General features: G+C 67.7%; 28 protein-coding genes and 1 pseudogene. 12 read left to right on the forward strand and 17 right to left on the reverse strand.

Features of this window, described 5'->3' with window-relative positions; all coding sequences use genetic code 11:
- Positions 1-4: 4 nt before the first annotated feature.
- Entirely contained in the window at positions 5-1084 is a 1080-nt protein-coding gene (locus C4N9_RS00320; protein ID WP_109531302.1) for an ABC transporter ATP-binding protein, read from the forward strand.
- A gap of 120 nt (positions 1085-1204) precedes the next feature.
- Here C4N9_RS00320 and C4N9_RS00325 read toward each other — a convergent pair whose 3' ends face one another.
- The gene (locus C4N9_RS00325) at positions 1205-1909 is read right to left on the reverse strand and encodes an alpha/beta fold hydrolase (RefSeq protein WP_168192072.1); all 705 of its coding nucleotides are present in this window, start codon (positions 1907-1909) and stop codon (positions 1205-1207) included.
- Between the two features lie 196 nt (positions 1910-2105).
- Between C4N9_RS00325 and pcaF the strand changes: the two genes are divergently transcribed.
- Entirely contained in the window at positions 2106-3302 is a 1197-nt protein-coding gene (pcaF, locus tag C4N9_RS00330) for a 3-oxoadipyl-CoA thiolase (protein WP_109531304.1), read from the forward strand.
- A 30-nt stretch (positions 3303-3332) separates the two neighbouring features.
- On the opposite strand, the gene C4N9_RS00335 is transcribed toward pcaF, so the two are convergent.
- Positions 3333-4697, reverse strand: a complete 1365-nt coding sequence (locus tag C4N9_RS00335; RefSeq protein WP_109531305.1) for an aminotransferase-like domain-containing protein — start codon at positions 4695-4697, stop codon at positions 3333-3335.
- A gap of 263 nt (positions 4698-4960) precedes the next feature.
- On the opposite strand from C4N9_RS00335, the gene C4N9_RS22465 reads away from it, so the two are divergent.
- The 3 genes from C4N9_RS22465 to C4N9_RS00350 all read left to right on the forward strand — a co-directional run bounded on the left by C4N9_RS22465 (position 4961) and on the right by C4N9_RS00350 (position 7166).
- The gene (locus tag C4N9_RS22465) at positions 4961-5797 is read left to right on the forward strand and encodes a hotdog family protein (RefSeq protein ID WP_245902408.1); all 837 of its coding nucleotides are present in this window, start codon (positions 4961-4963) and stop codon (positions 5795-5797) included.
- A gap of 97 nt (positions 5798-5894) precedes the next feature.
- Positions 5895-6296: a DUF983 domain-containing protein gene (locus C4N9_RS00345; RefSeq protein WP_109531306.1), complete on the forward strand. Its 402-nt coding sequence runs from the start codon at positions 5895-5897 to the stop codon at positions 6294-6296.
- A 207-nt stretch (positions 6297-6503) separates the two neighbouring features.
- A complete protein-coding gene (locus C4N9_RS00350) occupies positions 6504-7166 on the forward strand; it encodes a protein-disulfide isomerase (RefSeq protein WP_109531307.1) in 663 nt (220 codons plus the stop codon).
- 83 nt (positions 7167-7249) lie between these two features.
- Here C4N9_RS00350 and C4N9_RS00355 read toward each other — a convergent pair whose 3' ends face one another.
- Positions 7250-7504, reverse strand: coding sequence for a type 2 periplasmic-binding domain-containing protein (locus C4N9_RS00355; protein ID WP_109531308.1), 255 nt, complete (start codon positions 7502-7504; stop codon positions 7250-7252).
- On the opposite strand from C4N9_RS00355, the pseudogene C4N9_RS22195 reads away from it, so the two are divergent.
- From C4N9_RS22195 to C4N9_RS00380, 5 genes and pseudogenes are all read left to right on the forward strand, one after another.
- Positions 7491-7715: pseudogene (locus C4N9_RS22195) on the forward strand (DNA-binding protein); the annotation flags it as partial. The gene C4N9_RS00355 and the pseudogene C4N9_RS22195 sit on opposite strands and share 14 nt — an antisense overlap.
- A gap of 112 nt (positions 7716-7827) precedes the next feature.
- Positions 7828-9105 (forward strand): DUF7146 domain-containing protein, encoded by a 1278-nt coding sequence (locus tag C4N9_RS00365; protein WP_245902409.1) that lies wholly within the window; start codon positions 7828-7830, stop codon positions 9103-9105.
- Positions 9102-10703, forward strand: coding sequence for an FAD-dependent monooxygenase (locus C4N9_RS00370; RefSeq protein WP_109531309.1), 1602 nt, complete (start codon positions 9102-9104; stop codon positions 10701-10703). Before C4N9_RS00365 ends, C4N9_RS00370 begins: the two co-directional genes overlap by 4 nt.
- Positions 10700-10882 carry a hypothetical protein gene (locus C4N9_RS00375; protein WP_109531310.1) on the forward strand — a complete coding sequence of 61 codons (183 nt, stop codon included), beginning with the start codon at positions 10700-10702 and terminating at the stop codon, positions 10880-10882. The genes C4N9_RS00370 and C4N9_RS00375 overlap by 4 nt, the downstream gene beginning before the upstream one ends.
- Positions 10876-12015 carry an amidohydrolase gene (locus C4N9_RS00380; RefSeq protein ID WP_109531311.1) on the forward strand — a complete coding sequence of 380 codons (1140 nt, stop codon included), beginning with the start codon at positions 10876-10878 and terminating at the stop codon, positions 12013-12015. Before C4N9_RS00375 ends, C4N9_RS00380 begins: the two co-directional genes overlap by 7 nt.
- A 21-nt stretch (positions 12016-12036) precedes the next feature.
- On the opposite strand, the gene C4N9_RS00385 is transcribed toward C4N9_RS00380, so the two are convergent.
- The 4 genes from C4N9_RS00385 to C4N9_RS00400 are packed head-to-tail and all read right to left on the reverse strand — an operon-like array spanning position 12037 to position 14850.
- Positions 12037-12399 carry a hotdog family protein gene (locus tag C4N9_RS00385; RefSeq protein ID WP_109531312.1) on the reverse strand — a complete coding sequence of 121 codons (363 nt, stop codon included), beginning with the start codon at positions 12397-12399 and terminating at the stop codon, positions 12037-12039.
- Entirely contained in the window at positions 12396-12737 is a 342-nt protein-coding gene (locus C4N9_RS00390; RefSeq protein ID WP_109531313.1) for a MaoC family dehydratase, read from the reverse strand. Before C4N9_RS00390 ends, C4N9_RS00385 begins: the two co-directional genes overlap by 4 nt.
- Positions 12737-14188 (reverse strand): class I adenylate-forming enzyme family protein, encoded by a 1452-nt coding sequence (locus C4N9_RS00395; RefSeq protein WP_109531314.1) that lies wholly within the window; start codon positions 14186-14188, stop codon positions 12737-12739. Before C4N9_RS00395 ends, C4N9_RS00390 begins: the two co-directional genes overlap by 1 nt.
- A 50-nt stretch (positions 14189-14238) precedes the next feature.
- A complete protein-coding gene (locus tag C4N9_RS00400; RefSeq protein WP_109531315.1) occupies positions 14239-14850 on the reverse strand; it encodes a TetR/AcrR family transcriptional regulator in 612 nt (203 codons plus the stop codon).
- Between the two features lie 197 nt (positions 14851-15047).
- Here C4N9_RS00400 and C4N9_RS00405 point away from each other — a divergent pair, with 197 nt between their 5' ends.
- Positions 15048-16184 (forward strand): WD40/YVTN/BNR-like repeat-containing protein, encoded by a 1137-nt coding sequence (locus C4N9_RS00405; RefSeq protein ID WP_109531316.1) that lies wholly within the window; start codon positions 15048-15050, stop codon positions 16182-16184.
- On the opposite strand, the gene C4N9_RS00410 is transcribed toward C4N9_RS00405, so the two are convergent.
- From C4N9_RS00410 to nthA, 4 genes are read right to left on the reverse strand one after another with little or no spacing between them, the layout of a single operon-like run.
- A complete protein-coding gene (locus C4N9_RS00410) occupies positions 16181-17113 on the reverse strand; it encodes a DMT family transporter (RefSeq protein WP_109531317.1) in 933 nt (310 codons plus the stop codon). The two genes, C4N9_RS00405 and C4N9_RS00410, sit on opposite strands and share 4 nt — an antisense overlap.
- A 48-nt stretch (positions 17114-17161) precedes the next feature.
- Positions 17162-17491 carry a nitrile hydratase accessory protein gene (locus tag C4N9_RS00415; RefSeq protein WP_109531318.1) on the reverse strand — a complete coding sequence of 110 codons (330 nt, stop codon included), beginning with the start codon at positions 17489-17491 and terminating at the stop codon, positions 17162-17164.
- The gene (gene nthB / locus C4N9_RS00420) at positions 17478-18134 is read right to left on the reverse strand and encodes a nitrile hydratase subunit beta (protein ID WP_109531319.1); all 657 of its coding nucleotides are present in this window, start codon (positions 18132-18134) and stop codon (positions 17478-17480) included. The genes C4N9_RS00415 and nthB overlap by 14 nt, the downstream gene beginning before the upstream one ends.
- Positions 18131-18730: a nitrile hydratase subunit alpha gene (gene nthA / locus C4N9_RS00425; RefSeq protein WP_109531320.1), complete on the reverse strand. Its 600-nt coding sequence runs from the start codon at positions 18728-18730 to the stop codon at positions 18131-18133. The genes nthB and nthA overlap by 4 nt, the downstream gene beginning before the upstream one ends.
- Positions 18731-18850: 120 nt before the next feature.
- Between nthA and C4N9_RS00430 the strand changes: the two genes are divergently transcribed.
- Entirely contained in the window at positions 18851-19573 is a 723-nt protein-coding gene (locus C4N9_RS00430; protein WP_109531321.1) for a helix-turn-helix transcriptional regulator, read from the forward strand.
- Between the two features lie 133 nt (positions 19574-19706).
- Here the strand turns inward: C4N9_RS00430 and C4N9_RS00435 are convergent, their stop codons facing one another.
- The 6 genes from C4N9_RS00435 to C4N9_RS00460 all read right to left on the reverse strand — a co-directional run bounded on the left by C4N9_RS00435 (position 19707) and on the right by C4N9_RS00460 (position 24787).
- Positions 19707-20924, reverse strand: coding sequence for an MFS transporter (locus C4N9_RS00435; protein WP_109531322.1), 1218 nt, complete (start codon positions 20922-20924; stop codon positions 19707-19709).
- Positions 20925-20975: 51 nt separating this feature from the next.
- On the reverse strand, positions 20976-21665 hold the full coding sequence (locus C4N9_RS00440) for a haloacid dehalogenase type II (protein WP_109531323.1): 690 nt from the start codon (positions 21663-21665) through the stop codon (positions 20976-20978).
- Positions 21666-21757: 92 nt separating this feature from the next.
- Entirely contained in the window at positions 21758-22141 is a 384-nt protein-coding gene (locus C4N9_RS00445) for an HIT domain-containing protein (RefSeq protein ID WP_109531324.1), read from the reverse strand.
- Between the two features lie 16 nt (positions 22142-22157).
- A complete protein-coding gene (locus C4N9_RS00450; RefSeq protein ID WP_109531325.1) occupies positions 22158-22616 on the reverse strand; it encodes a hypothetical protein in 459 nt (152 codons plus the stop codon).
- Entirely contained in the window at positions 22609-24054 is a 1446-nt protein-coding gene (locus tag C4N9_RS00455; RefSeq protein WP_109531326.1) for an aldehyde dehydrogenase family protein, read from the reverse strand. Before C4N9_RS00455 ends, C4N9_RS00450 begins: the two co-directional genes overlap by 8 nt.
- A gap of 85 nt (positions 24055-24139) precedes the next feature.
- The gene (locus tag C4N9_RS00460) at positions 24140-24787 is read right to left on the reverse strand and encodes a hypothetical protein (protein WP_168192073.1); all 648 of its coding nucleotides are present in this window, start codon (positions 24785-24787) and stop codon (positions 24140-24142) included.
- Positions 24788-24871 lie beyond the last annotated feature (84 nt).

The following is a 24871-nucleotide window of genomic DNA, read 5'->3' on the forward strand; positions in this document are numbered from 1 at the left end:
ACCCATGCAGCCCAGCGTTTCCATCCGCAACCTGAAATTGGATTTCGGCGCCATCCAGGTGCTGAAGGACCTCAATCTCGACATCGGCAAGGGCGAGTTCCTGGTGCTGCTCGGTTCCTCAGGCTGCGGCAAGTCCACGCTCCTGAACTGCATCGCCGGGCTTCTGGAGCCCACCGATGGCAGCATCTTCATCAACGGCGACAACGTGACCTGGGCCGAACCGTCCGAGCGCGGCATCGGCATGGTCTTCCAGTCCTACGCGCTTTATCCGCAGATGACGGTGAAGGGGAACCTCAGCTTCGGGCTGAAGAACGCCCGCGTTCCGAAGGACGAGATCGAGCGTCGGGTAGCCCGCGCCGCCGATATCCTGCAGATCGGCCCGCTTCTGGGTCGCAAGCCCGCCGCCCTGTCCGGCGGTCAGCGTCAGCGCGTGGCCATCGGCCGGGCACTGGTGCGCGATGTCGAGGTGTTCCTGTTCGACGAGCCGCTGTCGAACCTCGACGCCAAGCTGCGCGCCGAGCTGCGCGTCGAGCTCAAGCGCCTGCACAACAACCTCGGCAACACCATGATCTATGTGACACATGATCAGGTCGAGGCGATGACCCTGGCCGACCGCATCGCCATCATGAAGGGCGGGCTGGTGATGCAGCTGGGCTCGCCGGCCGAGATCTACGGCCGGCCCGCGAAAAAATATGTCGCGGATTTCATCGGCTCGCCCTCGATGAACTTCCTGCCCGGCAAGCTGCGCGCCGGTCCGGTGGTGGATGTGGCGGGTCAGTCGATCCCGCTGGATGCCTATGACTTCACCCGCAAGGGGCTGGAGGGCGACGTCTGGTTCGGCATTCGGCCCGAACATGTCGCAACCGGCGAGGCAGCCGCGGCCTGTCCGGTCTCCTATGAGTTGAAGGCCGAACTGGTCAAGCCGATGGGCGCCGAAACCCTGGTCTGGAGCAGCATCGAGGGCACGCCCTTCCGCTTCCGCATGGACGGGCATGCTCAGGTTGCGGCCGGCGATATCCTGCGCGTGGGCTTCGATCCGGTGCGAGCCTCGCTTTTCGACACGGTGGAAGAGCTGCGCGTGTAACCTCCCGACACCGCCGCTTCCCCGCGGGGCCGCCCAGACCGGGCGGCCCCTCTTTTGTTCCGGCAAGCAAAAGGCCCGGGCGGGTGCCCAGGCCTTGCTGTCAGACCGGCGCCTGACCGGTCAGAGAATGCCGCGGGCGGTCAGCCAGTCGCTCACCAGTTCCGAGACCCGTTCCCGCTGCTCGAAGGGCAAGAGATGCCCCGCCCGCGGGATCACCCGTGACTCGGCATCCGGGATGGCCTTGGCGATGCCGGCATGGACCTCGGGCGTCGACAGATGGTCGTGTTCGCCGGTGATCAGAAGCACCGGGAAGTTGAAGGCGCCGATATAGGCGAAGGCATCGGGGCGGACCAGCAGCGCGCGGTTCTGGCGCTCGTGCACCTCGGCCGGGCAGGCCTCGACCATGGCGCGGACGCGGGCGAGCAGCGCCTCGTCGCTCCGGTTCTCGGGAGCCAGCACCTTGGGCGCCCAGTCGCGTGCATAGCGGGTCATGTCGGCATTGGCCTGATCGATGCGTGTCTGACGATGCGCGGGCTCGCCCGGCCCGGCGGGCTCGGCGCCGGTGCTGGACAGGATCATCGCCTTGATGCGCGCGGGGGCCTGCCGCCCCATCTCCAGCGCCACGCGCCCGCCCATCGAATGCGCGGCGACGATCAGCGGGCCTTCGGTCGCCGTCAGGGCGCGCGCCGCCATCTCTTCGAGCGTGGCATCGCGCGTGGTATCGGCGACATGCACCCCGGCAAGGCGCGGGTACAAAGCCTCAGCCAGAGGCGCCCAGGTCCGGGCATCCGACATGATTCCGTGCACCGTCACGAGTATTGGCATGGTCCTCTCCTTCAAGCGCGTGAATGCGGGCAGCATAGGAAGCCGGTCGGCGGCTGGCGACGGACAAGAGATTGGGCCAGCCCAAACCCTCTGACCCAACCTCCAGTCAGACCGCGCGGAATGCCTTGTCAGAGGACATCGCCGCCCACGCGGGGTACCACGCAGGGAACCCGACGCAAGCAACCCGGAGGCCCCGATGACCGATGTTTTCCTCTGCGACTATATCCGCACCCCCATCGGGCGCTTCGGTGGCGCGCTTTCCGCCGTGCGGGCGGACGATCTGGGCGCGGTGCCCCTGCGCGCGCTGATGGCGCGCAATCCTTCGGTCGACTGGGCAGCCATCGATGAGGTCGTCTTCGGCTGTGCCAACCAGGCGGGCGAAGACAACCGCAACGTTGCCCGCATGTCCGCCCTGCTGGCCGGTCTGCCGGTCGAGGTGCCGGGCACCACGGTCAACCGGCTTTGCGGCTCGGGCATGGATGCGGTGCTGATCGCCGCGCGGGCGATCCGGGCGGGCGAGATCGATCTGGCGATTGCCGGTGGCGTCGAAAGCATGTCCCGCGCGCCCTTCGTGCTGCCCAAGGCCGAAAGTGCCTTCTCCCGGTCCAGCGAGATCCACGACACCACAATCGGCTGGCGCTTCGTCAACCCGCTGATGAAGGCGCAATACGGCGTGGATTCCATGCCCGAAACCGCCGAGAACGTCGCCGAAGACCACAACATCAGCCGCGCCGATCAGGACGCCTTTGCCCAGCGTAGCCAGCACAAGGCCGGGGCGGCGCAGACCAATGGCCGCTTTGCCCGCGAGATTACGCCGGTCGAGATCAAGACCCGCAAGGGTGTGACCGTGGTCGATACCGACGAGCATCCGCGCGCCGCGACCACGCTGGAAGACCTGCGGCGGCTGAAGACCTTCGTGAAGGCCGATGGTACGGTGACCGCCGGCAATGCCTCGGGCGTCAACGATGGGGCGGCGGTGCTGATCCTCGCCTCGGCGGCGGCGGCAAAGAAACACGGGCTGACCCCGATTGCCCGCGTGCTGGGCGGGGCCACCGCCGGGGTGCCGCCGCGGGTCATGGGCATCGGCCCAGCGCCAGCTTCGCAGAAGCTGATGGCGCGGCTGGGCCTCACGCCCGACGATTTCGCGGTGATCGAACTGAACGAGGCCTTTGCCTCGCAGGGTCTGGCGACGCTGCGGGCTCTCGGCATCGCCGATGACGATCCCCGCGTGAACCCCAATGGCGGTGCCATCGCGCTGGGTCACCCGCTGGGCATGTCCGGCGCGCGGATCACCGGCAGCGCCATGCTCGACCTCAAACCCGGCGAGAAATCGCTGTCCTGTATGTGCATCGGCGTCGGCCAGGGCATCGCCATCGCGCTGGAACGGCTCTGAGCCGAGCCGCCCGCGACGCGAGCGGCGCCCTCAGCCGATGAACTCGCTGGGCAACAGCGCCTGATGCAGGAACATCAGGTTGTCTCGCAGGTCCTCACGGCTGATCCTGCCCCCCAGCGACACGCGCAGTTTCTCCTCGGCCGGGCCGTCGACCGTGAAGGCATCCGAGGGAATGAGGCCCAGCGGCCGCCCGGCCATCTTGACCACCACATCCGCCCGGCCGACGCCCGGGGGCAAGGTCAGCCAGACATTGAAGGCATTCTCCGAGGCCTCGAAGGCGAAGCCCGTCAGCGCCTCGCGCGCGATCTCCTGCCGGGCGGCGCTTTCGGCGCGGATGAAGCGGCGGATGCCGTCGGCGGTGCCGTCCTCGATCCATTGCGTGGTCAGTGCGGCGGCGAGGGGTGAGGGCATCACCGACAACGCGCGGATCGCCTGCGACAGCCGGATCGCGCAGCGCGGCGAGGGGGCAATGGTGAAGGCCAGCCGCAGCCCCGCGCCGATGCATTTCGCCAGCCCGCCGATATGCCAGGTCAGATCGGGCGCCGCCAGCGCGATGGGCGTCGGCGCCTTGGCGGGGATGAAGCCATAGGCGTCATCCTCGATCAGCGTGAGCCCGGTCGCGTTCAGCACCTCGGCCAGCGCCAGCCGCCTTTCGACCGGGATGGTCAGGGTTGTCGGGTTCTGCAGCGTCGGATTCAGGTAGAGCGCCTTGGGCTTGTGTAGGGCAATCGCCGCGCGCAGGGCCTCGGGCGTCACGCCCTGCGCGTCCATCTCCACCCCGATCAGCGTCACGCCGAAGCGCGCGGCGATGTTGCGGATGCCGGGATAGGAGACGCGCTCGCAGAGGATGCGGTCGCCGGGGCGGGTGATGATCGACAGGATCGCCGCCATTGTGGCATGGGCACCGGGGGTCACGGCGATGCGCTCCATCGACGGGGCCATGCCGCGCAGGCTGAGCCAGCTCGAGGCGGCGACCCGGTCGCGTTCGGCTCCCACCGGGGATTGGTAGCGCAAAAGGTCGACTAGATTGGCCGAGACATAGCCGAGCCCGGCCTGCATCCGCGCCACGAGATCGGGATCCGCCGGTTCGGGCGGCATGTTCATCGACAGATCGCCGGCGCGCTTGCGTTCGGGATCCGCTGTCGCGGTCGGACGCGCGGTGACGAAGGTGCCGCGGCCGACATGGCTGGTCACCAGACCGCGCGTCTGGGCCTCGGCATAGGCGCGCGAGACGGTGGTGAAGTCGAGGCCGAGGCTTGCCGCGAGGCGGCGCTGCGGCGGCAGCCGGTCGCCACCGCCCAGCCGTCCCTGCTGGATATCCTGCGCAATGGCATCGGCAATCGCCAGATAGCGCGGCTTTCCGGTTTCAGCCAGCTGGGGAACCCAATCAATCATCGAGACATCTCCTGTTCGCCCGAAGCTAGCCGTTTGATTCGGAGAGTTGAAGGCGTGTTGTATGCATCGCCGCAATGGCGCTCCCGGATCCCGCGACCCCATTCGTACCGCGCCCGGTCTCAACGTAGCAAAGATGAATTTCGCCCACATCTTGATCAGATCGCATAGCAAATGCTGGTTATATTGTATGCACATTAGGACGAATATTGACTGGATATTTAATGCAGCGCCACCCTTGGATCGTACCAATCAAGGGGGGCGGGATGCCACAGGTCACCAAGGAAGCGCACAAGGACGGGGATTTCTTCGTCAATTACGAAGAGAAGGTTTTCGAGGATGTGAAGGCCGAGGCGGGCGAGAAGACGCTGGTGACCTTCCATACCGTGGCTTTCGAGGGCTCGATCGGCCTTGTGAACATCCTCAACGCCATCCGCCTGAACCGGAAGGGCTATGAGACGTCGACCCAGCCCTTGCTGGCCGCACGTGTTACAATCCGGTCACGGCTTCATGCGGTCGGCCCGAATGCCCTCGGGTCCGAACAGCAGATCCTCGGCCCGGACGGCCTGCTGGGATGTCTGCGGATGATCTCGTGCTTCCTCCGCCACGACGAGACCGGCTCCAATCGGCGGCTCCTGCGCGGCAATCTTCCGGGGATGGCACCCCTGCCCCCGGCCACCGTAGAGTTGGACCGACTGCAGGCCACGGCGCGATGCATCGCCCGCAATGCACGATTGGGCGGTTCGATGGGACCGGCGATCCTGCGCTACACGCCCGTCGCCGCGCTCGATTTCAACGCGGCCGGGTTGCTCTATTTCCCGACCTTCTCCAAGATCGCGGAGATGGCCTGTCCCGGGGCCGCACCGCTGCTCCGCCGCCAGATCACCTATCTCGGCAATCTGGACCCGGGCGAGGACATATTGGTCGAGCCGCTGCGCGATGACGAAACGGCGACGTGGCTTCGCTTGTGGGCGAAGGGCCGGGTCCTGGCAGAGATATCGACGCAGCGGTGTCAGGGAAGCGGCGATCCGCCTACCCTCAAGGTCACGGGCGGACATTCCGGCGCGTCCGGGTCTGTCGGGGAGAGGAATCTATCAATCTAGCCACAATGTTTCACAATGATCGCATGATTGACTGTTTAATTTCTGGCGCGCCGCACGTATATCTCGGTCATCCATTTTGACCGAGAGTGAGTCCATCATGTGCGCCACCGAGCCCCGGGACACCAAACTGGCCGTTCGTCGCGGCCTCCTGCTGCGCTGCCCCGCCTGTGGCGTCGGCAAGCTGTTCGGAGGGTATCTGAAGGTCAACGCCACCTGCCCGGCCTGCGGCGAGGAACTGCACCACCACAGGGCGGATGACGGCCCGGCCTATCTGACGATCCTCGTGGTCCTGCATGTCGTCGGCATCGCGTTGCACCAGATGGTCGGGCGGTATCAGGACAACCCCCTGCAACTCGCCCTAGTCCTGTCCACCGCGGCCCTGGTCCTGTCGCTCCTTCTGTTGCCGCGGATGAAGGGGTTGATGATCGGCATCCAATGGGCGAAGGAAATGCACGGCTTCGGCCGTCAACACCGCGATTCCCCGAACGACGCGCCGTAGAGGCGGACGGGAGATTCGGACGGTGTTGGCAGCCCCGTGATGCCGTCGCCGAACGGCACCGCGGCCGCTTTCGTCCGGGATCGCCCGGGCAGCGGAGGGCGCCGGGTTTCCATCCTCCCCTCTCGCGCCTTTCTCAGGCGTGCGGGCGGAGGCCCCGAGCACGCCTGACCGCCCCCCTCCATTTCGATCCGCAGCCCCGGACGCTCCATGACCTCCCCTTCCCTGACCCTCGACTATCTCTTCGATCCGCTCTGCGGCTGGTGCTACGCCAGTTCGGCGATGCTGGCCGGGATCGCCAGCCATTACCCTGACCGGTTGACCCTGCGCCCCTCCGGCCTGTTCGATGCGCCGCGCCCGGTATCGGCCATCGCGGGCCATGCCTGGAGCAATGACCAGAGGATCGCCGCCATCGCCGGCCTGCCCCTGAGCACCGCCTATCGGGACGAGGTGCTGATGGCGCCCGGCGGGGTCTTCACCTCACGATTCCTGACGCGGGCGCTGGTCGCGCTGGGTCAGATCGACCGGGGGCTGGAGCCTCGGTTCCTGCACCGGGCGCAACACGCGCGCTATGTTCTGGCGCAGGACACGTCCCGCCCCGAGAACGTGACCGCCCTTGCGGAGACCGAGATGGCCGAGGCGGATCTGCCCTTCGATGCCGGGGACTTCGCCCGCCGCCTCACCGGCGATGCCGATCTGGCGGCCCGCGCCGAGGCCCGAATCGCCGAGACCAACCGCCTGCAACAGAGCCTCACCGCCGGCGTGCCCAAGCTGGTGATCGGGCGCGACGGCGAAAACCTGATTCTCGAGGGCGAGGCGATCTATCGCGGCGCCGGCCCGGTGCTAGCGGTGATCGCCGAGATGGTGGCCTGATCCGGCGGCGGGGCCGGGCGCAGACAGGCGCTCACCCGGTCGCGAAACCAGCGCAGGCCGGGGTCCGCCTCGGCCCGCTTGTTTCACAGCATCGTCACGGGCGAACCCGCCGAGCCCAGCGGCACCGTCAGCACCCGCGCCCTGCCCGCCCGCGCCAGCATCTCGCCATAGCCGCCGGGCGCGATGGCGAGGAACCGCCCGCTGCCCAGCCGTTCGGGCAGGGCGGCGAATTCCCGCAGATAGAGGGCGACATTCGCGCTGAACCCGGTGCGGGTCAGGATCGCGGTGATCTCGGACGCATAGGTCGCGGCCGGGGCGGCGACCAACCGCGTGCCCAAGCCCCGGATCCTCGAGGCTGTGCGCGAGGCGAAGGGGGAGGGGACTGCGCAACGGCTCGACCATCTGAAGAAGGGAGAGATGGCAACGGAGGCCGAGCGGCTTCTCAAGGGCAGCGGTTGGTTGCCCGAGGTCCTTCGCCGCGCTGATCTGGCGGTGGACGACGGCGAAGGACCGGCTCAAGGCCGATGGCTTCTTCTCGGAGATCAATAGCTGGAAGCTGCGCCTCTTCTGCCCGACAGATGCGAGCGGGGTCAAAGTGCTAGATCGCTTGCTTGCACGTTGTCCTGTGACGGGACTACATGCACGAGGAGGGTGCTGAGCCATGTATTCCGGGACCGAAGATCTGATCCGCGCACTGGCGGAGAGTGCCGAGAGCGTGTGTCGCCATTACCTTCCCGCCCGGCGGCGGGAAGGATCCTACTGGATAGTGGGCGATCTGCAGAACAACCGCGGCCGATCACTCTTCGTGCGCCTGACCGGGCCTGCTTCCGGGCCAGGCGCGGCCGGCAAGTTCACGGACGGCGCCACGGGCGAGCATGACGATCTTCTCGACATCATCCGCGAGCGGACCGGGATCTTCCGCTTTCCCGATCTTTTGGCCGAGGCCCGGGCGCATCTGGGTCGTCCGCAGTCGGTCGTCCCGGATGCGCCAGTGCCAAGGAAGTCCAAGGCCCCCGGTGGTACACCGGCGGCGGCGGCGCGTCTGTTTGCAGCCTCGGTGCCGGTTGCATGCACGCTTGCCGATACCTACCTCCGCTCCCGCGGCCTGACCCATGGCGGCGAGATGAGCGCCCTGCGCTTCCACGCGAAGTGCTGGCATCGGGATGAGGGCCAGACCCGGAGCCTCCCCAGACCGGCGCTGATCGCAGCGGTCACCGATGGAGCGGGCCTGTGCCAAGGCGTGCATCGCACTTGGCTCGCGCCTGACGGTCAGGGGAAGGCACGGGTCGAGACGCAGCGGCGTGCCATGAGTCACCTCCTCGACAGGCTGAACCCGCATGACGACATCCTAGTGGTCGGCGAGGGCATCGAGACCATGCTGTCCCTTGTCGAGGCAGTGGCTGGCCTTCCCGTCTGGGCGGCGCTCTCATCGGGTCACCTCGGGGCAGTCCTGCTGCCGGAGGGGCTCCAGCGCCTCTACATCGCCATCGACCGCGATCCGGCGGGGCGCGCAGCGGCAGAGAGGTTGAGCGCCAGAGCCCGTGCTGCCGGGATTGCCGTCCGGGTGCTGGAACCGCGGCTCGGGGATTTCAACGATGATCTCCGGGCGAACGGCAAAGAGACGCTGCGCCAGCATCTTGCAAGTCAGATTGGGCCAGTGGATCGGCATCGCCTGTCAGGCTCAGCTGCATCGCGCAGGGGGCGGTCAGGGAACAGCGGGGCAGGGGGCATGGACTCCTGTCGCGGGTGTAGATCATCACCTTCGCCTCATCCCGGGCAATCTCATCCACCCGACCCCCGAGCGGCCTTCAAGAGATGGGCAGGCGGCCGTCAAAGGGGCCGCCCCTTCAAGGACGGGGGGCAACTGACTTCCGCCGGCGGCAGAGCCGCCTTTGCATCGCGAAGCCTATCGTGCCAGCAACGCAGGAGAGGCGCATGAGGCCCGAAGGCCGGGACGAGCACGACTCGCTCTATTTCACCTATCCCCATTTCGACGCCCCGGGGCCGGACGCCCCGCGCGGCATGGAGGTGCCCGTTGCCATCGTCGGTGCCGGTCCCGTCGGCATGGTCGCCGCGCTGGAACTGGCGCGTCACGGCCAGCGCTGTCTGCTGATCGACGCCAAGAGCAGCTTCAACGACGGCAGCCGGGCGATCTGCATCGCGCGGGCCAGCTACCACATTCTCGACCGGATCGGCGCGCTGGACCCGTTCCTGTCGAAATCGCTGCCCTGGACCACCGGACGCAGTTTCTTCCGGGGCCGCCAGATCCTTGAATTCGAGATGCCCGACGGCCCTGACGACCGCTTTCGCCCGATGTACAACCTGCAGCAACAATACATCGAGCAGTATCTCTGGGATGCCGTCGCGCGGACCCCGCTGATCGAAACCCGCTGGCAGACACGGCTGGACGGGATCGACACACGGGCCGGGGGTCCCACGCTCGGCCTGACGGACCCGCACGGGACCTACGCCCAGCCGGCGCGCTGGGTTCTGGCGGCAGACGGCGCGCGCTCGGCGATCCGGCGCATGCTGGGCCTGCGGCTGAAGGGCGAGAATTACGAAGGCCGCTACGTCATCGCCGATATCCGCATGACGCATGATTACCCGACGATCCGCCGGGCGCTGTTCGATCCCGCCTGCCGTCCCGGCGGCACGGTTCTGATCCACCGCCAGCCCGACAATATCTGGCGCATCGATTATCAGCTCGCGCCCGGGGAATCGGCCGAGGAAGCCACGCGCGAAGACAATGTCCGTGCCTCGGTTGCCGGCGTGCTGGACGAGATCGGCGAGACCGGCGCCTGGGAGCTGGAATGGTGGTCGGTCTATTCCGCCAACACGCTGGCCCTGGACGATTACCGCGCGGGGCCCGTGTTCTTCATCGGCGACAGCGCGCATATCGTGCCGATCTTCGGCGTGCGGGGGCTGAATAACGGGCTGGCCGACGCGCAGAATATCGGCTGGAAGCTGGCGCTGGTCCTGCGGGGCGAGGCCGGCGAGGGGCTTCTGGACAGCTACACGCCCGAGCGGCGCGGCGCGACACTGGACGTGTTCGCCAATGCCTCGAAAAGCGCGCGCTTCATGACGCCGCCCAGCTTCGGCTGGAGCCTGATGCGCGACGCCGCCCTCTCGCTTGCCTTGCGCCATCCCTGGGCCGGGGAGTTGGCCAATCCCCGGCAGATGGCACCCTATCGCTACGCGGACAGCCCGCTGACGGCGCCCCCGGTGACGGATGGTGACGGGCGCGCCGGGCCCCTGCCCGGCCCCCTGCCCGGCGCCATGATCCCGGACGCGCGGCTGGATGACGGCTTCCTGTCCCAGCGCATGGGGCCGGTCTTCACGCTGCTGAGCTTCGGCCCCGCGCCCGACATTTCCCATCCGTTGCTGACATGCCTGTCCCTCCCGCCGCATTCGGCATGGGACGCGCCCGAGGGCAGCACCTATCTGATCCGCCCGGATCTGCATGTCGCCGCGCACTGGACGCGGCCCGATCCCCGCGCCATCCTTGACCACATGACCCGGATACTGGACCATTCATGAGCCGCGCCGAACCCCTCTACGACGCCCTGGCGACCACGCTCGACACCGTCGGCGCCGAAACTGCGCCCCTGTACCTTGCCAAGCTTGCGCTGGCGCTTGCCCATGAACTGGATGACGAAGACCGGGCGCTTCATCTTATTCGCGAATGCTCGAAAGATCTGGACCGCGCGGAATGCTGACCAATGCCGATATCGTCGACCTGACCGGGTTCCGCCACGCGCTGCACCGGCAGCCCGAAGTGTCTGGCAGGGAACGGGAAACCGCCGCCCGTGTCGCATCCTTCCTGCCCGCGCCCGATGCCGTGGTCACCGGGGTGGGGGGGCACGGCGTCGCGGCGCTCTACGACAGCGGACAGCCCGGCCCCACGGTGATGATCCGGTCGGAGCTGGACGCGTTGCCGATCCTGGAGCTGGGCCAAATTCCCCATGCCAGCGAAACCCCGGGCGTCGCGCATCTCTGCGGGCATGACGGGCATTCGACGATCCTGCTGGGGCTGGCCCGGCTGCTGGCGCGGAACCCGCCCGCGCACGGGCGCGTCGTCCTGCTGTTCCAGCCGGCCGAGGAAGACGGGTCCGGCGCCAGGGCGGTGATGAACGACCCGAAATTCACCGCGCTCACCCCCGACTGGTCGCTGAGCCTGCACAACATGCCCGGCATCGCGCTGGGCCATGCCTGGCTTGCGCCGGGTCCGATGAACTGCGCGTCGGCGGGGCTGACGATCCGGCTGTCGGGCGCGACCGCCCATGCCTCGATGCCCGAAGACGGCAGGGCCCCGACGGGGGCGCTGCCCCGCTTGATCGACGGGCTGCGCACCATGGGACCGGGCGGCGCGATGGGGCCCGGTTTCCGCCTGACGACGATCACCCATCTGCGCATGGGCGAGCCCGCTTTCGGCATCGCCCCCGGCGAGGCCGAGCTGTGGGTGACATTGCGCGGTCTGGGCGACGAGGATCTGGAAACCCTGCTGGAGCAGGCGAAGACCCTTGCGCGGGACGAGGCCGCTGCGGCGGGGCTGGGCGTGGATTTCGAGATCCATGACCATTTCGGCGCCTGCCGCAACGATCCCGACGCCACCGCGGTGCTGGCCCGCGCGCTGGACGCGAACGGCATCGCGCACGAACCCGGCGACCTGCCGATGCGCGCGTCCGAGGATTTCGGCCGGTTCGGCGCGGTGTCGAAATCCGCGATGCTGCTACTGGGCGCGGGGCGCGACCATCCCGCCTTGCATACGCAGACCTACGATTTCCCCGATACCCTGATCGCGCAGGGCGTCGCGATCTTTCACAGCGCGATCCGCGAATTGCTGGGCTGAGCCCGATCCGACCCGCCCGCTTCAAGCTTCCGGTGCCAGCACCAGCGCCCGCCCCTCGCAGATCAGCGTCCCATCCGGCAGTTGACAGGTGGTGGCCAGATCGACGAGCCGCTTCTCGGGGCGGATGCGCGTGACCTCGACCCGGGCGGAAAGCCATGTATCGAGCGGCGCCTGCGCGTGGAAATGCAGGCTTTGCTTGAGGTAATTCGTCCCCGACCCAGGCAGCTCGACGCCCAGCAGGTAGGAAAACAGGGCGCCGATCAGCGGCTCGGGCACGCTGTCACCCGGTTGGGTGGCCCCCTCGCCATCCGTCAGTGCGGCGAAAGCCGCCAGATCCGCGCGCGTGAACAGGCGCCGGGTTTCGGCGTGTTCGCCCGGCTTCATTCCAGCACCGCCCGGCCCTGCAGGCAGACCGCCCCATCCGCCTTGCGCGCCGCCCTGACGCTGATCGCGCCGCCCTCGTCCCGGATCTCGAGCACCAGCGCCTCGTCCGCATAGGCAGGGTTGGGAAACATCATCTCCTGCATCCTGTGACGCGCGCCGGGCCGCGCGCGGGCCAGCATGTGCCAGAGCCGGGCATAGATCAGCATCCCGTGGCTGACCGGACGCGCGAAGGGCGTCTCGCGGCAAAAGTCCGGGTCGACATGGATCGGGTTCGTATCGCCCGAGACCCGGGCGAAGGCGTCGAACTGGGCCTGCGTCGGTGTCCATTCTTCGCGCATCACGCCAGCAGCTTTCGCAATTCCGTTTTGCGGATCTTGCCGGCGGCGGTGCGCGGGAAATCGTCCACCGCGTGGAAAGCGCGGGGCAGTTTGTAGCCCGCAAGCCGCTGGCGCAGCCAGTCCGACAGATCCTGTGGCCCCGGCAGAGACCCGTTCCGCGCGATGAGAAACGCCACGCCGGTCTCGCCCCATCGGGTATCGGGAACACCGATCACCGCCGCGTCCAGAATGTCGGGATGGGTGATCAGCACCTTTTCGACCTCGGCGGGATACACGTTCTCGCCGCCCGAGATGTACATGTCCTTGATACGGTCGACGATGCGGTAAAATCCCTCGTCATCGCGCGTGGCGACATCCCCGGATCTGAGCCAGCCATCGGCGGTGAAGGCCGCGCGCGTGGCCTCGGGGTTATCCAGGTAGCCGGGCGTCACCGTCGGCCCGCGAAGCTGGATCTCGCCGGTGCCGGGCTCACCGTCGGGGACGCCATCGAGCCGTGCCTCGGTCATGAATTGCGGCTTGCCGACCGATCCGATCTTTCGCAGCACGGCATCGCGGTCCAGAAGAAAGCCCGTGGGCCCCGTTTCGGTCATGCCGAAGCCGTTGCAGATCAGCGCGCCGCGCTCGGCGAAATGCTGGATTGTCGCTTCGGGCAGCGCCGCGCCGCCGCAGGCCCAGCCCCGGAGCAATCCCAGATCCACACCCGACAGGTCCATCGCCATCAGCGCCTGGTAGATCGCCGGCACGCCGAAAAACTGCGTCACCGCCCCTTGTCCGATCAACGCGACCAGATCGGGCGCGTCGAATTTGCGCAACACGGTCGTGCAACCACCCCACAGGAAAAGTGGCATGGTAAACAGGTTGATCCCGCCGGTATGGAAAAGCGGCAGGTAATTGAGCGTCCGATCCTCTGACGTCAGGCGCATGCATTGCGCGATGTTCATGGCATTCGCCACCACCATGCGGGCGGTCTGGATCACGGCCTTCGGATTGCCCGTCGTCCCCGAGGTGAACAGCACGTACCACGGCGCGGTTTCGTCGATCTCGGCCGGGGCCAGCGCGGGTCCGTCCCCGGGGATGTCGAGCGGCAGACAGGGCAGGCCCAGCGCATGGGCGGTCGGCGCGAAATCGTCGTCATGCAGGATCAGCGTGCAATCGATACTGGCCACGACCGGCCCCAGTTCGGCCACAGGCTGACGCCAGTTCAACGGCGCAAGGATCAGGCCGGCTTTCTGACAGGCGAAAAGGGCGATGAACACCTCGGGCCGGTTGAGGCTGAGCAGACCCACCCGCGCGCCCGCTGCAACCTTGTTCAGCAACGCAGCCCCCAGCCGCGCGGCGGCTTGATCGACTTGCGCGAAGGTCCAGTGCCTGCCGGTCTCGTGGTCGATGAACGCCGTCGCTTCGGGCGCAAGCTGCGCGCGGCGCGCGGCAAGGTCGGGAAGACGGCCCATTCAGCTGCCCCCGAAGACCGGGCGAAAGCGGCTAGCCGCGACGGCGCCTGTCATGGTTTCAGCCCGCGTTCCAGCATGTCGAACACATCCTCGACCACTTGATCCAGATCCTTCGTCTTGTCCCAGATGGCGAATCGTTCGCCCAGCGTAATCGCCATTCCCATCAGCGCCCAAGCCCGCGTTTCGACATCGCCCGCGCGGATCTCGGCTTCCTGCATCGCGGCGGCGAGGTTCTGCGCATAGCCACGCGCGAAGGTCTGGTAATAGTCGCGATAGGCGTCAGGTGCGACGAACCGGGCCTCCATGACGATGTTGTACAGCGCGGGCCGCTCGGCCACGAAGGCCAGGAAGGCGCGAAGCCCCCGGCGTTCCGCGGTCAGGCGGTCAGGGGCGTCGGCCACGGCCTCGGTCAGGAAGGCGCGCGTCAGGCGGCCCATCTCGACCACCAGCTCGCGGAATACTTCGTCCTTCGACTGGAAATAGATGTAGAAGGTGCCCTGCGCGATTCCGGCGGCGCGGGTGATATCGGCGATCGAGGCGGCGGCAAAGCCGACCTCGCCGATCACCGTTTCTGCGGCGCGCAGGATCGCCGCGCGAGTATCCTGCCCCCGCCGGGTCCGGGGCTTGGGCGATGACAGGCGGCGGGGGGCGGGATCCGGCATCGGCGCTCCTGAAACATGAATCGCCTTTCATCTTGCGACTGCGACCCGGCGAGTCAACCCGCATGACCGCTGCGGTCCGACGGGCCTATGCCCGGATACGAGAGCCCGTACACGAAACCCCGAAAAACGAGGGATAAAAAAACAGACCATCCGGTATGTTTCCGTGTTACCCTTGCGGCAAGCGAGCGGAGGAATCGATGGCTGAAAGCGTCACGGTACTGATCGGCACAAGCAAGGGTCTGTTTCTTCTGGACAGCGACGGCGCGCGGCGGGACTGGACGCTGAGCGGCCCGTTCTGCGACGGCTGGCCCGTCAACCACGCCACCGGCGACCCGGCGACGGGCCGGATCTGGGCGGCGGCGGGCGGCGAATGGCAGGGGGTCGGCGTGTTCCGCTCGGATGACCATGGCGCGAACTGGACGAAGAGCCAGCTGTCCAACGGCAAGCTGGACGAGTACCTCGCCGCGGACGAGAACTTTCGCAAGATGCTGGGCCGGGGCCCCGATCCCGACGCGCCTTTCAAGGGCCAGCTCGACGCGCTGTGGGTGATCACCAGGCTGGGCGACACGCTCTATGCCGGGGCCCGCCCCGCCGCGCTATACGCCAGCCATGATGAGGGCGACACATGGGAGCGGGTCGACGGTCTGTCGAACCACCCCTCGGCCGAAGGATGGGAGCCGGGTGGCGCGGGGCTGGTGCTGCACACGATCCTGGGCGACGGCGACAAGCTGATGGTGGCGATTTCGGCCGCCGGAGTCTTCGCCAGCGAGGATCGCGGCAAGACATGGGAACGGCGCAACCGGCGGACCAACCAGGCCACGACGCCCGACCCGGTGACGGGGGAATGCGGACAAGAGATCGGGTTTTGCGTCCACAACATCGCGCGCGGCGCGGGGGGCGGGACGCTGTTCATGCAGAACCATCAGGGCGTCTTCCGCTCGCGCGATGAAGGCCGGTCGTGGGACGACATATCCGAGGGCCTGCCCTCGACCTTCGGCTTCCCGGTCGCCGCCCACCCCACTGATCCCGACACGCTGTATGTCCTGCCGCTTTCGGAATGGGGCGGGCGCACCCCGCTTGAGGGCAAGGCGACGGTCTGGCGCTCGACCAATGCGGGCGAAGCCTGGCAGCCCCTGCGCGACGGCCTGCCCGACAACGCGTTCTTCACGGTTCTCCGGCAGGCGATGGCCACCGACCGGGCGCCGAAGGCCGGGATCTATTTCGGCACCAATTCAGGCAGTGTCTTTGCCTCGACCGATGACGGCGAAAGCTGGACCGAGATCGCGCGTCACCTGCCCACCATTCTGGGCGTCGAGGTCATGCACCGGCCCTAACCGCCGGGCGCTGCGTCCTGGCGGTCGGCCGCGATCGAGCGCGGCTGGCGAGCCGGCGTCAGCAGGATCGCCCCCAGAACCATCGCGCAGGCGACGATCTGCACCGGGCGCAGCCCCTCGCCGAAAGCCAACCAGCCGATGGCGAACATGACCGGCAATTCGATACTGCCGGCGATGGCCGTCCGGGCCGTGCCGATAATCGGCGAGCACACGGTATAAAGCAGTTGCGGCACCAGGGCCGTGGCCAGCCCCACGCCCACCACCATCATCCAGCCCGCGCTGTCGACCGGCATCAGCGCCGTCGCGGGCGTGCTGAGCAGAAGCGGCATCAGCCCCAGCATCGACCCGGCCGAGACGATGCCGATCCGCGCCAGCGCCGGGATCGGCGTCATCCGGTGGACCAGCACCGAGATACCGAACCCGAACCCGGCGGGCGCGGCCAGCGATAACAACAGCGCCGGAACATGCTCGACCGCGACCGCGCCGGGCGTCGTCACCAGCACCGCGGCCAAGAGGATCACGCCCGCCCCGATCACCGCCCGCCAGGACGGCCGCTCGCCGAACAGCGCCCAGGCAAAGACCAGCGTGAAGGCGGGATAGGTCATGTAAAGGACGCCCACGGTCGATACCGGCGCGACCTCGACCGCGCGCACATAGGCAACCCAGCCCAGCCCGATCGCGGCCCCGACCATCAGTCCCCAGACCATTACCCGCGCATGGTGCCGCCAGCGCCAGACCACGGGCGCCAGCACGACGCTGGCCAGAAGATACCGGTACATGGCCACGGCATGCGGGGCCATGCCCGCTTCGGTCAGGCTGCGGGCAAAGAGCGGCACGATCCCGAATCCGACCGAGGCCAGGATCACGCCAAGCGTGGCAATTCCGGTCGATGGGCCGGCTGCATGAGGGGCCAGAGGGTTTGCGGACATGATCGGCCCTTAACACGGAAACGGGATTCTGAACAGGACAGCGGATCGTCAGCGGGCCGCGTTTTCCAGCCGGATCGGCTGCCCGTGCGGCGTGGCGTGCGCGGCGTCCTGCCAGCGGGCGGCCAGAAGGGCAATGTCACCGGGAAGCGCAATGCCCCGCTCGGACAGGAGGGATTCGAACGCGCGCAACCAGGCCTGCCAATACGGCGTTCCCTGCGCAATCTCTGCCCCCAGCGCGCGGGTCCAGTCGGGCCAGCCGAACAGCCCCGCTTCGGAAAGCGCAACCGTCAGCCCGAAAAGCTGCGCCTGCCACGGCGCATCGAACGGAGCGTCAAACGAGGCATCCGCACGGAAATCGACAGGATCAGACGCGCTCAAGATAACTCTCCCACAGATCGGCGCTCACCGTGCTGCCGGGTTCGGCATCCTCGCCCCACAGGTCGCGGCCCTCGAAAACCACCGTGTACAATCGCTGCGGCTGCTCACCCCCGCCATGGGCGTTGGTGTCGGGAAAGACATGTCCGCCATGATCGGCCTCGATCACGCCGGGACGTCCGGCGAGGTAGCTGGGCAAACGGGTATGGCCCGCCCGCGCCTGCAAACGGGTGCGCACCCGCTCGCCCGGGGCGAAGCGCGGCGCGGATGACAGGGGGCGGTCGGTCGGCCCGCCCTTGGCCAGAACCGCCGGAACGCGCGCGGGATCCAGCCGCCGGGGATGCGGCGTGCGGGCCTGCGCCTCGCCTTTTGCCAGCTCCTCGGCGCTCAGCAGATCATGCCGCGTCAACAGCTCTTCCAAGGCCCGGATCCATATTTCGTAATAGCTCGAATTATAGTAAATTGCCGGCGGCAGGCTTTCACGGGCGTGGCGGCTTTCATCCAGCGTCCAGTGCCCCAACGCCCCCGCCGCCAACGTGATTCCCAGCGCGCGGGCCTCCCAACCGGCATGGAAAAGCGGCTCGTCCGGCTCAGGCCGGACCGCACCGAACCCGTCGCGTCCGCCCAGATCCTGCGGCCCGTTCATGCCGGGACCTTCGGCAGGCCGGTGCCGATCATGCTTTCGCGCGTCACCAGCGCCGCCAGAGCCTCGGGCGCCAGGCCCTCGCTGCCCTCGGGCCGCATCGGCACGACCAGGTAGCGAAGCTCGGCCGTCGAATCCCAGACGCGGATGCGCGTGGTTTCGGGCAGGATCGTGCCGAACTCGGCCAGCACCGCGCGCGGATGCGAGACCATGCGCGCCCGGTAGGCGGGCGATTTGTACCAGACCGGCGGCAGGCCCAGCAACGTCCACGGGTAGCACGAGCACAAGGTGCAGACGACGGCATTGTGCTGATGGGGCGTGTTGAACACGGCCTGCAAATGCTCGCCCTGGCGGCCCGCGAAGCCCATCGACGCCACCGCCGCCGTCGCATCGCGCGCCAGCCACTCGGCAAACTCTGCGTCGCTCCAGGCCCGCGCAACGACCGCGGCGCCGTTCTGCGGCCCGACCTGGCTGGCATAGGTCTCGACGATGGCGTCGACCGCTTCGGGGTCGATCAGGCCTTTTTGCGTCAGGATCGTTTCAAGCGCCCGAACGCGGGCTTCCATCGGATCGAGATGATTGTCATGATCATGCGGCATCGGAATCTCCCTGCGGATAACCAAACACCAGTGCGGCGCGCGCCGCAATGCCCGTGAACCCGGCGCCTCCGCCCCCGGATCGCCGCCGTTTTTTTGTCAGTGTCAGGAGCCTCAGCCCCCGTGCCGGACCTCTTCCAGTTCCCCGAAAGACTGGCCAGGGCCCCCAGCGTCGCCGCTGCCTGCGGTGAGCTTGTCTCGCATATGGAGCCCCTTGGTTTCACCGTCTACGCGATCGGCGCCCTGCCCCATCCGGATGCGCCCTATCCCGCGGATTTCCTTGTGACGAACTGGCCGCAGACCTGGCAGAAGACCTATTTCGACCGTCAATTCGGCGAACGCGACCCGACATTGCGCGCCATCGCCGGCGCCGGTCGCCCGTTCACCATCACCGATCTGCGGATGGGCCGCATGGGGTTTCAGCCCTCGCCCGAAGAGCTGGAAGTGCTGGATTTTGCCGCCGGGCTGGGACTGCCCCATGCCCTGATCGTGCCGATCTACCGGGCGCAGGGCTATAAGGGCATCGCCTGCCTTGTCGGCGCCGGTCCCGATCCCGACCCGGAAACCCGCGCGCGATTGCACTTCATGGCCGAGCACGCGCATGACCGGCTGCGCGAATTGTCCGCCGCCGCGCGGATCGACCCGGAAATCCGCCTCAGCAAGCGCGAAACCGAGATACTCATCCTCGCGCGGCAGGGCCTGACCGATGCCGGGATCGCCGAGGCTACCGATATCAGCATCCGCACCGTCCGCTTCCATTTCGAAAACGCGCGGAAGAAGCTTGCCGCCCGGTCCCGCGCCGAGGCCATCGCCATCGCCGTCGGGCGCCACCTTCTTCCGGCCTGACCTGTCACTTGTCACAGTTGTCTGGCCCCCGCGCGGCGCTAGGCTGGCGGCATTCAATGATTTCTGTCTTGATCTTGCGGGGCGGCACCTGGTGTCGCCCCATATTCCTGCGCTTCCCGCTCAGGCCGCGACCTCAGGCCGCGACCAGCTTTTCGGGCCGCTTCGGACCGCTGCGCAGCAGGATCGTCACCATGATCGCGATGTTCAGCAGGTTCCAGGCAATGCCGTTGAGAAACGCCATCCGGTACGACCCGCTCACGTCATAGATCCAGCCCGACAACCAGCCGCCCAGCGCCATGCCCAGAATGGTCGCCATGATCACGAACCCGACCCGGGCGCCCGCCTCGCGCGCAGGCATGTATTCGCGCACGATGATCGCATAGGCGGGCACGATGCCGCCCTGGCTGAGCCCGAAGATCAGGCTGACGACGTAAAGCGAGGCCAGCCCGTCGAACGGCAGGTACAGGATCAGCCCGATCATCTGCCCAAGCGAACCGATCAGCAGCGTCGGGATGCCGCCCAGCCGGTCGGTGATGAACCCCGAAACCAGCCGCGAGACGGTGCCGCCCAGCAACACGACGCTCAGCATCTCGGCGCCCACGGCGGGCCCGTAGCCCAGATCGACGCAGAAGGCGACGATATGCACCTGCGGCATCGACATCGCCACGCAGCAGCCGATCCCCGCCACGCCCAGGATCCACATCAGCGCGCGCGGCGACCACGGCACCCGGCGCGGGACCAGCCCCGTCGCCTGCGCGGCCGGGGTCAGGCTGTCGGCGGGCACCGCGCGGCGCAACCATTGCGCGGCGGGGATCACCGCCACCGGCACCAGCGCCGCCAGCACCAGGCACACGCCGCGCCAGCCCTGCTCTTGCAGCACGCCGCTCAGTGCCCAGGGCCAGATCGCGCCGGCCAGGTAATTGCCGCTCGCGGCGATCGCCACGGCGATCCCGCGCCGCCGCCGGAACCAGAGCGACACATCGGCCAGAAGCGGACCGAAGAACACCGCCGTACCCAGTCCGATCAGCAATTGCGCCGCCGACAAAAGCACGATCGACGGGCTGAGCGCGGCCAGCACATAGCCAAGCGCCGAGAGCAGCGCCGCGCCCGACAGCGCCCGGCTCACCCCGAACCGATCGAGCGCCCGCCCCCAGACAAGATTGCCCGCCGCGAACCCCGCCATCGTCATCGCGTAGGGGATCGACGCGGCGCCGCGCCCGCCGCCGAACTCGGCCTGAACCGACGGCAGAAGCGCGATGATCGACCACATGCCGACATTGCCGACCGTGGCGATGGCCAGCGTCAGGGCAAGGCGGGTCCATGAATAGCGGGAATCGAGGATCTCGGTCATCCGCGCAGCCTAGTCGGCGCGAAGCGGCGCGACCACTCCCAATTTCACGCGTTAAGCACCGTCGACAAGCGCGGGCAACCCGCCCAGATCGCCCAGCACATGGCCGGGCGAGCCGAACAGCCGGTCCATCGGCGCGCCATCGCGGTTCACCCAGACGGTGCGGAACCCGTAGGCCGCCGCCGCGCAGGCATCCCAGCCATTCGAACTGACGAACAGCACCTGTCCGGGCGCCAGCCCCAGCGCCTCGCCCACCAGGTCGTAGACCCGCGCATGCGGCTTGAAGACGCCGGCGCTCTCGACCGAGAGCAGGCATTCGAACACGCCCCGCAGTCCGGCGGAATCGACCGCGCCCCGCAGCATCCCGGGCGAACCGTTCGACAGGATCCCCAGCCGCATGCCGCGCACGCGCAGCGCCTGCAGCATCCCGGGCACTTCGGGAAAGGCGGCAAGCTCCCAATACAGCGCCAGAAGCCGCGCGCGCAGGGCCGGATCGGCCAGCCCTGCCGCCTCAAGCGCCCAGTCCAGCCCGTCCTGCGTCACCTGCCAGAAATCGCAATGATGCCCCGCCACCGCGCGCAGCCAGCTGTATTCCAGCTGCTTGCGCCGCCAGTCCGCGGCGATCTGCGGCCAGGTTGCCGCCCAGCCTTCCGCCCCGGGCTCGCCCGCCGCGATCCGCGCCGCCGCGCCCACGTCGAAGAGCGTGCCATAGGCATCGAAGATGCAAGCCTCGATCCGCGCCATTCCCCTTCCCATCTTTACGCCGCAAATATCCTCGGGGGGTGAATTTGCCGCCAGGCAAAGAGGGGGGCAGACAGCCCCCCTCCCCCGTTTCGTCAATCCGCCGGTTGGACCATGCGGCCCAGCATCCGGCCTGCCAGGATATGCACATGCAGATGCGGCACCTCCTGCACGCCGTCCTCGCCGGCATTCGAAATCGTCCGGTAGCCCGCGCCGCCCTCGCCCGGCTGGACTTCCAGTTCGGCGCAGACCTTGCCGATCAGCGTGACGAAATCCGCCTTCTCGGCATCCGACGCTTCCAGACCGAAATGATCGAAGGTGACATAGGGCCCCTTCGGGATCACCAGCACATGCTGCGGCGCCTGCGGGCGGATATCCTGGAAGGCCAGCGAATGCTCGGTTTCCATCACCTTGTTGCAGGGAATCTCGCCGCGCAGGATCTTGGCGAAGATGTTTTCGGGATCATAGGCATAAGCCACGGCGGTTACTCCGGTCTCATTTCATCGGCGGGGACCCGGGGCAGAAATCCCCGGGCAGGACAGGCGCCCAGATCGGGCAGAAGACGGGGTCGGCGTACCAGGCATCGGTGGCGCCGATGGCATGCTCGACCGCCACCCATTGGCGGCCCGAGCGTCGGTAGAGAACCTGCAGGGTCGAGCCGTCCATGAATTGCGGATCGATCTCGCCCCGGCGGTAGCCCGGGGTCGCCAGCATGTCGATGGGGGCCCCTCCCGGGCGCTGGGCGACCAGCGCGGCGAAGGCCACGTCGCCCTCGACCCGCAGGTCGTGCACCACGAATTCGATCGGCGCCCCCAGCACCCGTTCGGCCAGCGGCCGGGCCGCATCCATCAGATCGGCCCTGAGCGCCGAGCCGCGCGGCGGCTCGGTCCAGGCGAAAGCCGCCGGGGCGGCAAGCGCCAGTGCCGCCGCCAGCGCAAGGATGCGCTTACGCATCGTCAGGCGACCAGCCCGAGACCGCCTTGACCTCGAGAAAGTCCTCGATCCCCCAGACGCCGCCTTCGCGCCCGCGCCCCGAGGCTTTCATGCCGCCGAAAGGCGAGCCGCGCCCGCGCGACTTGCCGTTCATCTCGACCATGCCCGAGCGCAGGCGGCGCGCGACGCGGTTGCGCTTGGCGCCGTCCTGCGACTGGACGTAGTTGGTCAGGCCATAGGGCGTGTCATTGGCGATCCGCAGCGCGTCGGCCTCGTCCTCGAAGGGGATGATCGACAGCACCGGGCCGAAGATTTCCTCGCGCGCGATGGTCATGTCGTTGTTGACGTCGGCAAAGACCGTGGGGCGCACGAAATAGCCGCGATTGACGCCTTCGGGACGGCCCGGGCCGCCCGCGACCAGCCGCGCGCCTTCGTCGATGCCTTTCTGGATCAGGTCCTGGATCTTGTCGAACTGCACCTGGCTCACCGCCGGGCCGATATGGTTGCCCGGCTCATGCGCCGAGCCGACCCTGGTCTTTTCGGCGGTCGCAGCCGCGATCTCGACCGCCTGATCGTAGATCGAACGCTCGACCAGCATCCGGGTGGGCGCGTTGCACGACTGGCCGGTATTGTTGAAGCAATGCCGCGCGCCGCGCACCACGGCCTTTTCGTCGGCATCGGCGAAGATGATGTTGGCGCCCTTGCCCCCCAGTTCCAGATGGATGTGCTTGAGCGTCTCGGCCGCGTTCTTCGAGATGGCGATGCCCGCGCGGGTCGAGCCGGTGAAGCTGACCATGTCTACATCGGGATGCCCCGACAGGTCGGTGCCCACGCCCGGCCCGTCGCCGTTCACCAGGTTGAACACCCCCGGCGGCACGCCCGCTTCATCGAGGATCTCGGCAAACAGAAGCGACGAAAGCGGCGCGATTTCCGAGGGTTTCAGCACCATGGTGCAGCCCGCCAGAAGCGCCGGGATCACCTTCAGCGTGACCTGGTTCATCGGCCAGTTCCACGGCGTGATCAGCGCGCAGACGCCGACCGCTTCCTTGATGATCCGGTCTTCGGGCGCCTTTTCGCTGAGCGGGGCCTCGAATTCGATCTGGTCGAAGGCGCGCAGGAAGTTCTGGATATGCCAGGTCCCGCTGCCCGACTGGCTGGTCTTGGCCATATCGATGGGCGCGCCCATCTCAAGGCTGATCGCTTCGCCCATCTCGTCGTTGCGGCGGGTGTAGACCTCGAGGATCTTCTCGACCAGCGCCTTGCGCTCGGCCGGCGGGGTTTCCATGAAGCCCGGCAGCGCGGCGCGCGCGGCGGCGACCGCGGCGTCGCTGTCGGCCTTGCCCCCCAGCGAGATCACCGCGCAGGCTTCCTCGGTCGACGGGTCGATGACGTCAAGATCGCGGCCATCGATCGGATCGACCCATTGTCCGTTGATGTAGAATTTGCGTTTGTCGAGCATTGCTGCTTCTCCCGGAATTTTGCCGGTAAAGTGTCATCCGCTCCGGGCAAGAGCAAGAGCGCTGCGTGTCGCGCGCCGCCTGCGCTCAGAAATCGCTCCACAGGCCGATGCGCAGCGCCTCGACCTCGCCGCCCGGAGGAACAACCGCCTCGGCCACCAGGGTCAGGGTGCCGAAGGTCACGCCAAGAGCCGGGCGCAACCGCGTCAACCCGCCCCAGCGGTTGCGGTAAAGCGTGATCCCCGCGATCCCCATGAACCGCCCCGACCGCCAGCCGGTCTGCAGGGTCAGATCGGTGTCGAGTTCGGTGCCGTAAAAGCCCGTGCCCGACAGCAGCCGAACCCCGCCGCGTATCCAGGCATTGCCGCCGTACAGATCCCAGCCGCGCCCGATATCCAGCCCCAGAACCGCACGGGTTGTGATGTAGTAATTCGGCGTGTACCGCAGCCCGCCGGTCAGGCCCCACGCCATCCCCCAGGGCAGGTCCCGCGGGTGCCAGCGAACGAACAGGTCAAGCCGTTCCAGCCGCGAGGACAGTTCGAACCCGCCCGCGAGCGTCAGACGAGGCCGCAGGCCGTATTCGACATATTGCTCGGTTCGCACCGGATGCAGCCCGAAATCCGGCACCAGGGTGGCGGTCGTCGACAAGAACCATCCGCCGCGCGGTTGCGGCCATGGTCCGGCCAGAAGCGCCCGGGACGAGGCCAGCAGCAACAGCACACAGAGGACGGGCACGAGACAACGCGACATCCCACCACTTCGCGCCATCCGCGTTAATGAATGGTAAACGGTCGCCCCACGCGGGCAGAGACGACTTTT

Source organism: Pararhodobacter marinus, assembly GCF_003122215.1.
Classification (GTDB): domain Bacteria; phylum Pseudomonadota; class Alphaproteobacteria; order Rhodobacterales; family Rhodobacteraceae; genus Pararhodobacter; species Pararhodobacter marinus.

What these genes read in the sequence shown, in the direction of transcription:
- C4N9_RS00320 (WP_109531302.1), top strand. Translation starts at nt 5, where the DNA reads ATGCAGCCCAGCGTTTCCATCCGCAACCTGAAATTGGATTTCGGCGCC.
- C4N9_RS00325 (WP_168192072.1), bottom strand. Translation starts at nt 1,909, where the DNA reads ATGCCAATACTCGTGACGGTGCACGGAATCATGTCGGATGCCCGGACC.
- pcaF (WP_109531304.1), top strand. Translation starts at nt 2,106, where the DNA reads ATGACCGATGTTTTCCTCTGCGACTATATCCGCACCCCCATCGGGCGC.
- C4N9_RS00335 (WP_109531305.1), bottom strand. Translation starts at nt 4,697, where the DNA reads ATGATTGATTGGGTTCCCCAGCTGGCTGAAACCGGAAAGCCGCGCTAT.
- C4N9_RS22465 (WP_245902408.1), top strand. Translation starts at nt 4,961, where the DNA reads ATGCCACAGGTCACCAAGGAAGCGCACAAGGACGGGGATTTCTTCGTC.
- C4N9_RS00345 (WP_109531306.1), top strand. Translation starts at nt 5,895, where the DNA reads ATGTGCGCCACCGAGCCCCGGGACACCAAACTGGCCGTTCGTCGCGGC.
- C4N9_RS00350 (WP_109531307.1), top strand. Translation starts at nt 6,504, where the DNA reads ATGACCTCCCCTTCCCTGACCCTCGACTATCTCTTCGATCCGCTCTGC.
- C4N9_RS00365 (WP_245902409.1), top strand. Translation starts at nt 7,828, where the DNA reads ATGTATTCCGGGACCGAAGATCTGATCCGCGCACTGGCGGAGAGTGCC.
- C4N9_RS00370 (WP_109531309.1), top strand. Translation starts at nt 9,102, where the DNA reads ATGAGGCCCGAAGGCCGGGACGAGCACGACTCGCTCTATTTCACCTAT.
- C4N9_RS00375 (WP_109531310.1), top strand. Translation starts at nt 10,700, where the DNA reads ATGAGCCGCGCCGAACCCCTCTACGACGCCCTGGCGACCACGCTCGAC.
- C4N9_RS00380 (WP_109531311.1), top strand. Translation starts at nt 10,876, where the DNA reads ATGCTGACCAATGCCGATATCGTCGACCTGACCGGGTTCCGCCACGCG.
- C4N9_RS00385 (WP_109531312.1), bottom strand. Translation starts at nt 12,399, where the DNA reads ATGAAGCCGGGCGAACACGCCGAAACCCGGCGCCTGTTCACGCGCGCG.
- C4N9_RS00390 (WP_109531313.1), bottom strand. Translation starts at nt 12,737, where the DNA reads ATGCGCGAAGAATGGACACCGACGCAGGCCCAGTTCGACGCCTTCGCC.
- C4N9_RS00395 (WP_109531314.1), bottom strand. Translation starts at nt 14,188, where the DNA reads ATGGGCCGTCTTCCCGACCTTGCCGCGCGCCGCGCGCAGCTTGCGCCC.
- C4N9_RS00400 (WP_109531315.1), bottom strand. Translation starts at nt 14,850, where the DNA reads ATGCCGGATCCCGCCCCCCGCCGCCTGTCATCGCCCAAGCCCCGGACC.
- C4N9_RS00405 (WP_109531316.1), top strand. Translation starts at nt 15,048, where the DNA reads ATGGCTGAAAGCGTCACGGTACTGATCGGCACAAGCAAGGGTCTGTTT.
- C4N9_RS00410 (WP_109531317.1), bottom strand. Translation starts at nt 17,113, where the DNA reads ATGTCCGCAAACCCTCTGGCCCCTCATGCAGCCGGCCCATCGACCGGA.
- nthB (WP_109531319.1), bottom strand. Translation starts at nt 18,134, where the DNA reads ATGAACGGGCCGCAGGATCTGGGCGGACGCGACGGGTTCGGTGCGGTC.
- nthA (WP_109531320.1), bottom strand. Translation starts at nt 18,730, where the DNA reads ATGCCGCATGATCATGACAATCATCTCGATCCGATGGAAGCCCGCGTT.
- C4N9_RS00435 (WP_109531322.1), bottom strand. Translation starts at nt 20,924, where the DNA reads ATGACCGAGATCCTCGATTCCCGCTATTCATGGACCCGCCTTGCCCTG.
- C4N9_RS00440 (WP_109531323.1), bottom strand. Translation starts at nt 21,665, where the DNA reads ATGGCGCGGATCGAGGCTTGCATCTTCGATGCCTATGGCACGCTCTTC.
- C4N9_RS00450 (WP_109531325.1), bottom strand. Translation starts at nt 22,616, where the DNA reads ATGCGTAAGCGCATCCTTGCGCTGGCGGCGGCACTGGCGCTTGCCGCC.
- C4N9_RS00455 (WP_109531326.1), bottom strand. Translation starts at nt 24,054, where the DNA reads ATGCTCGACAAACGCAAATTCTACATCAACGGACAATGGGTCGATCCG.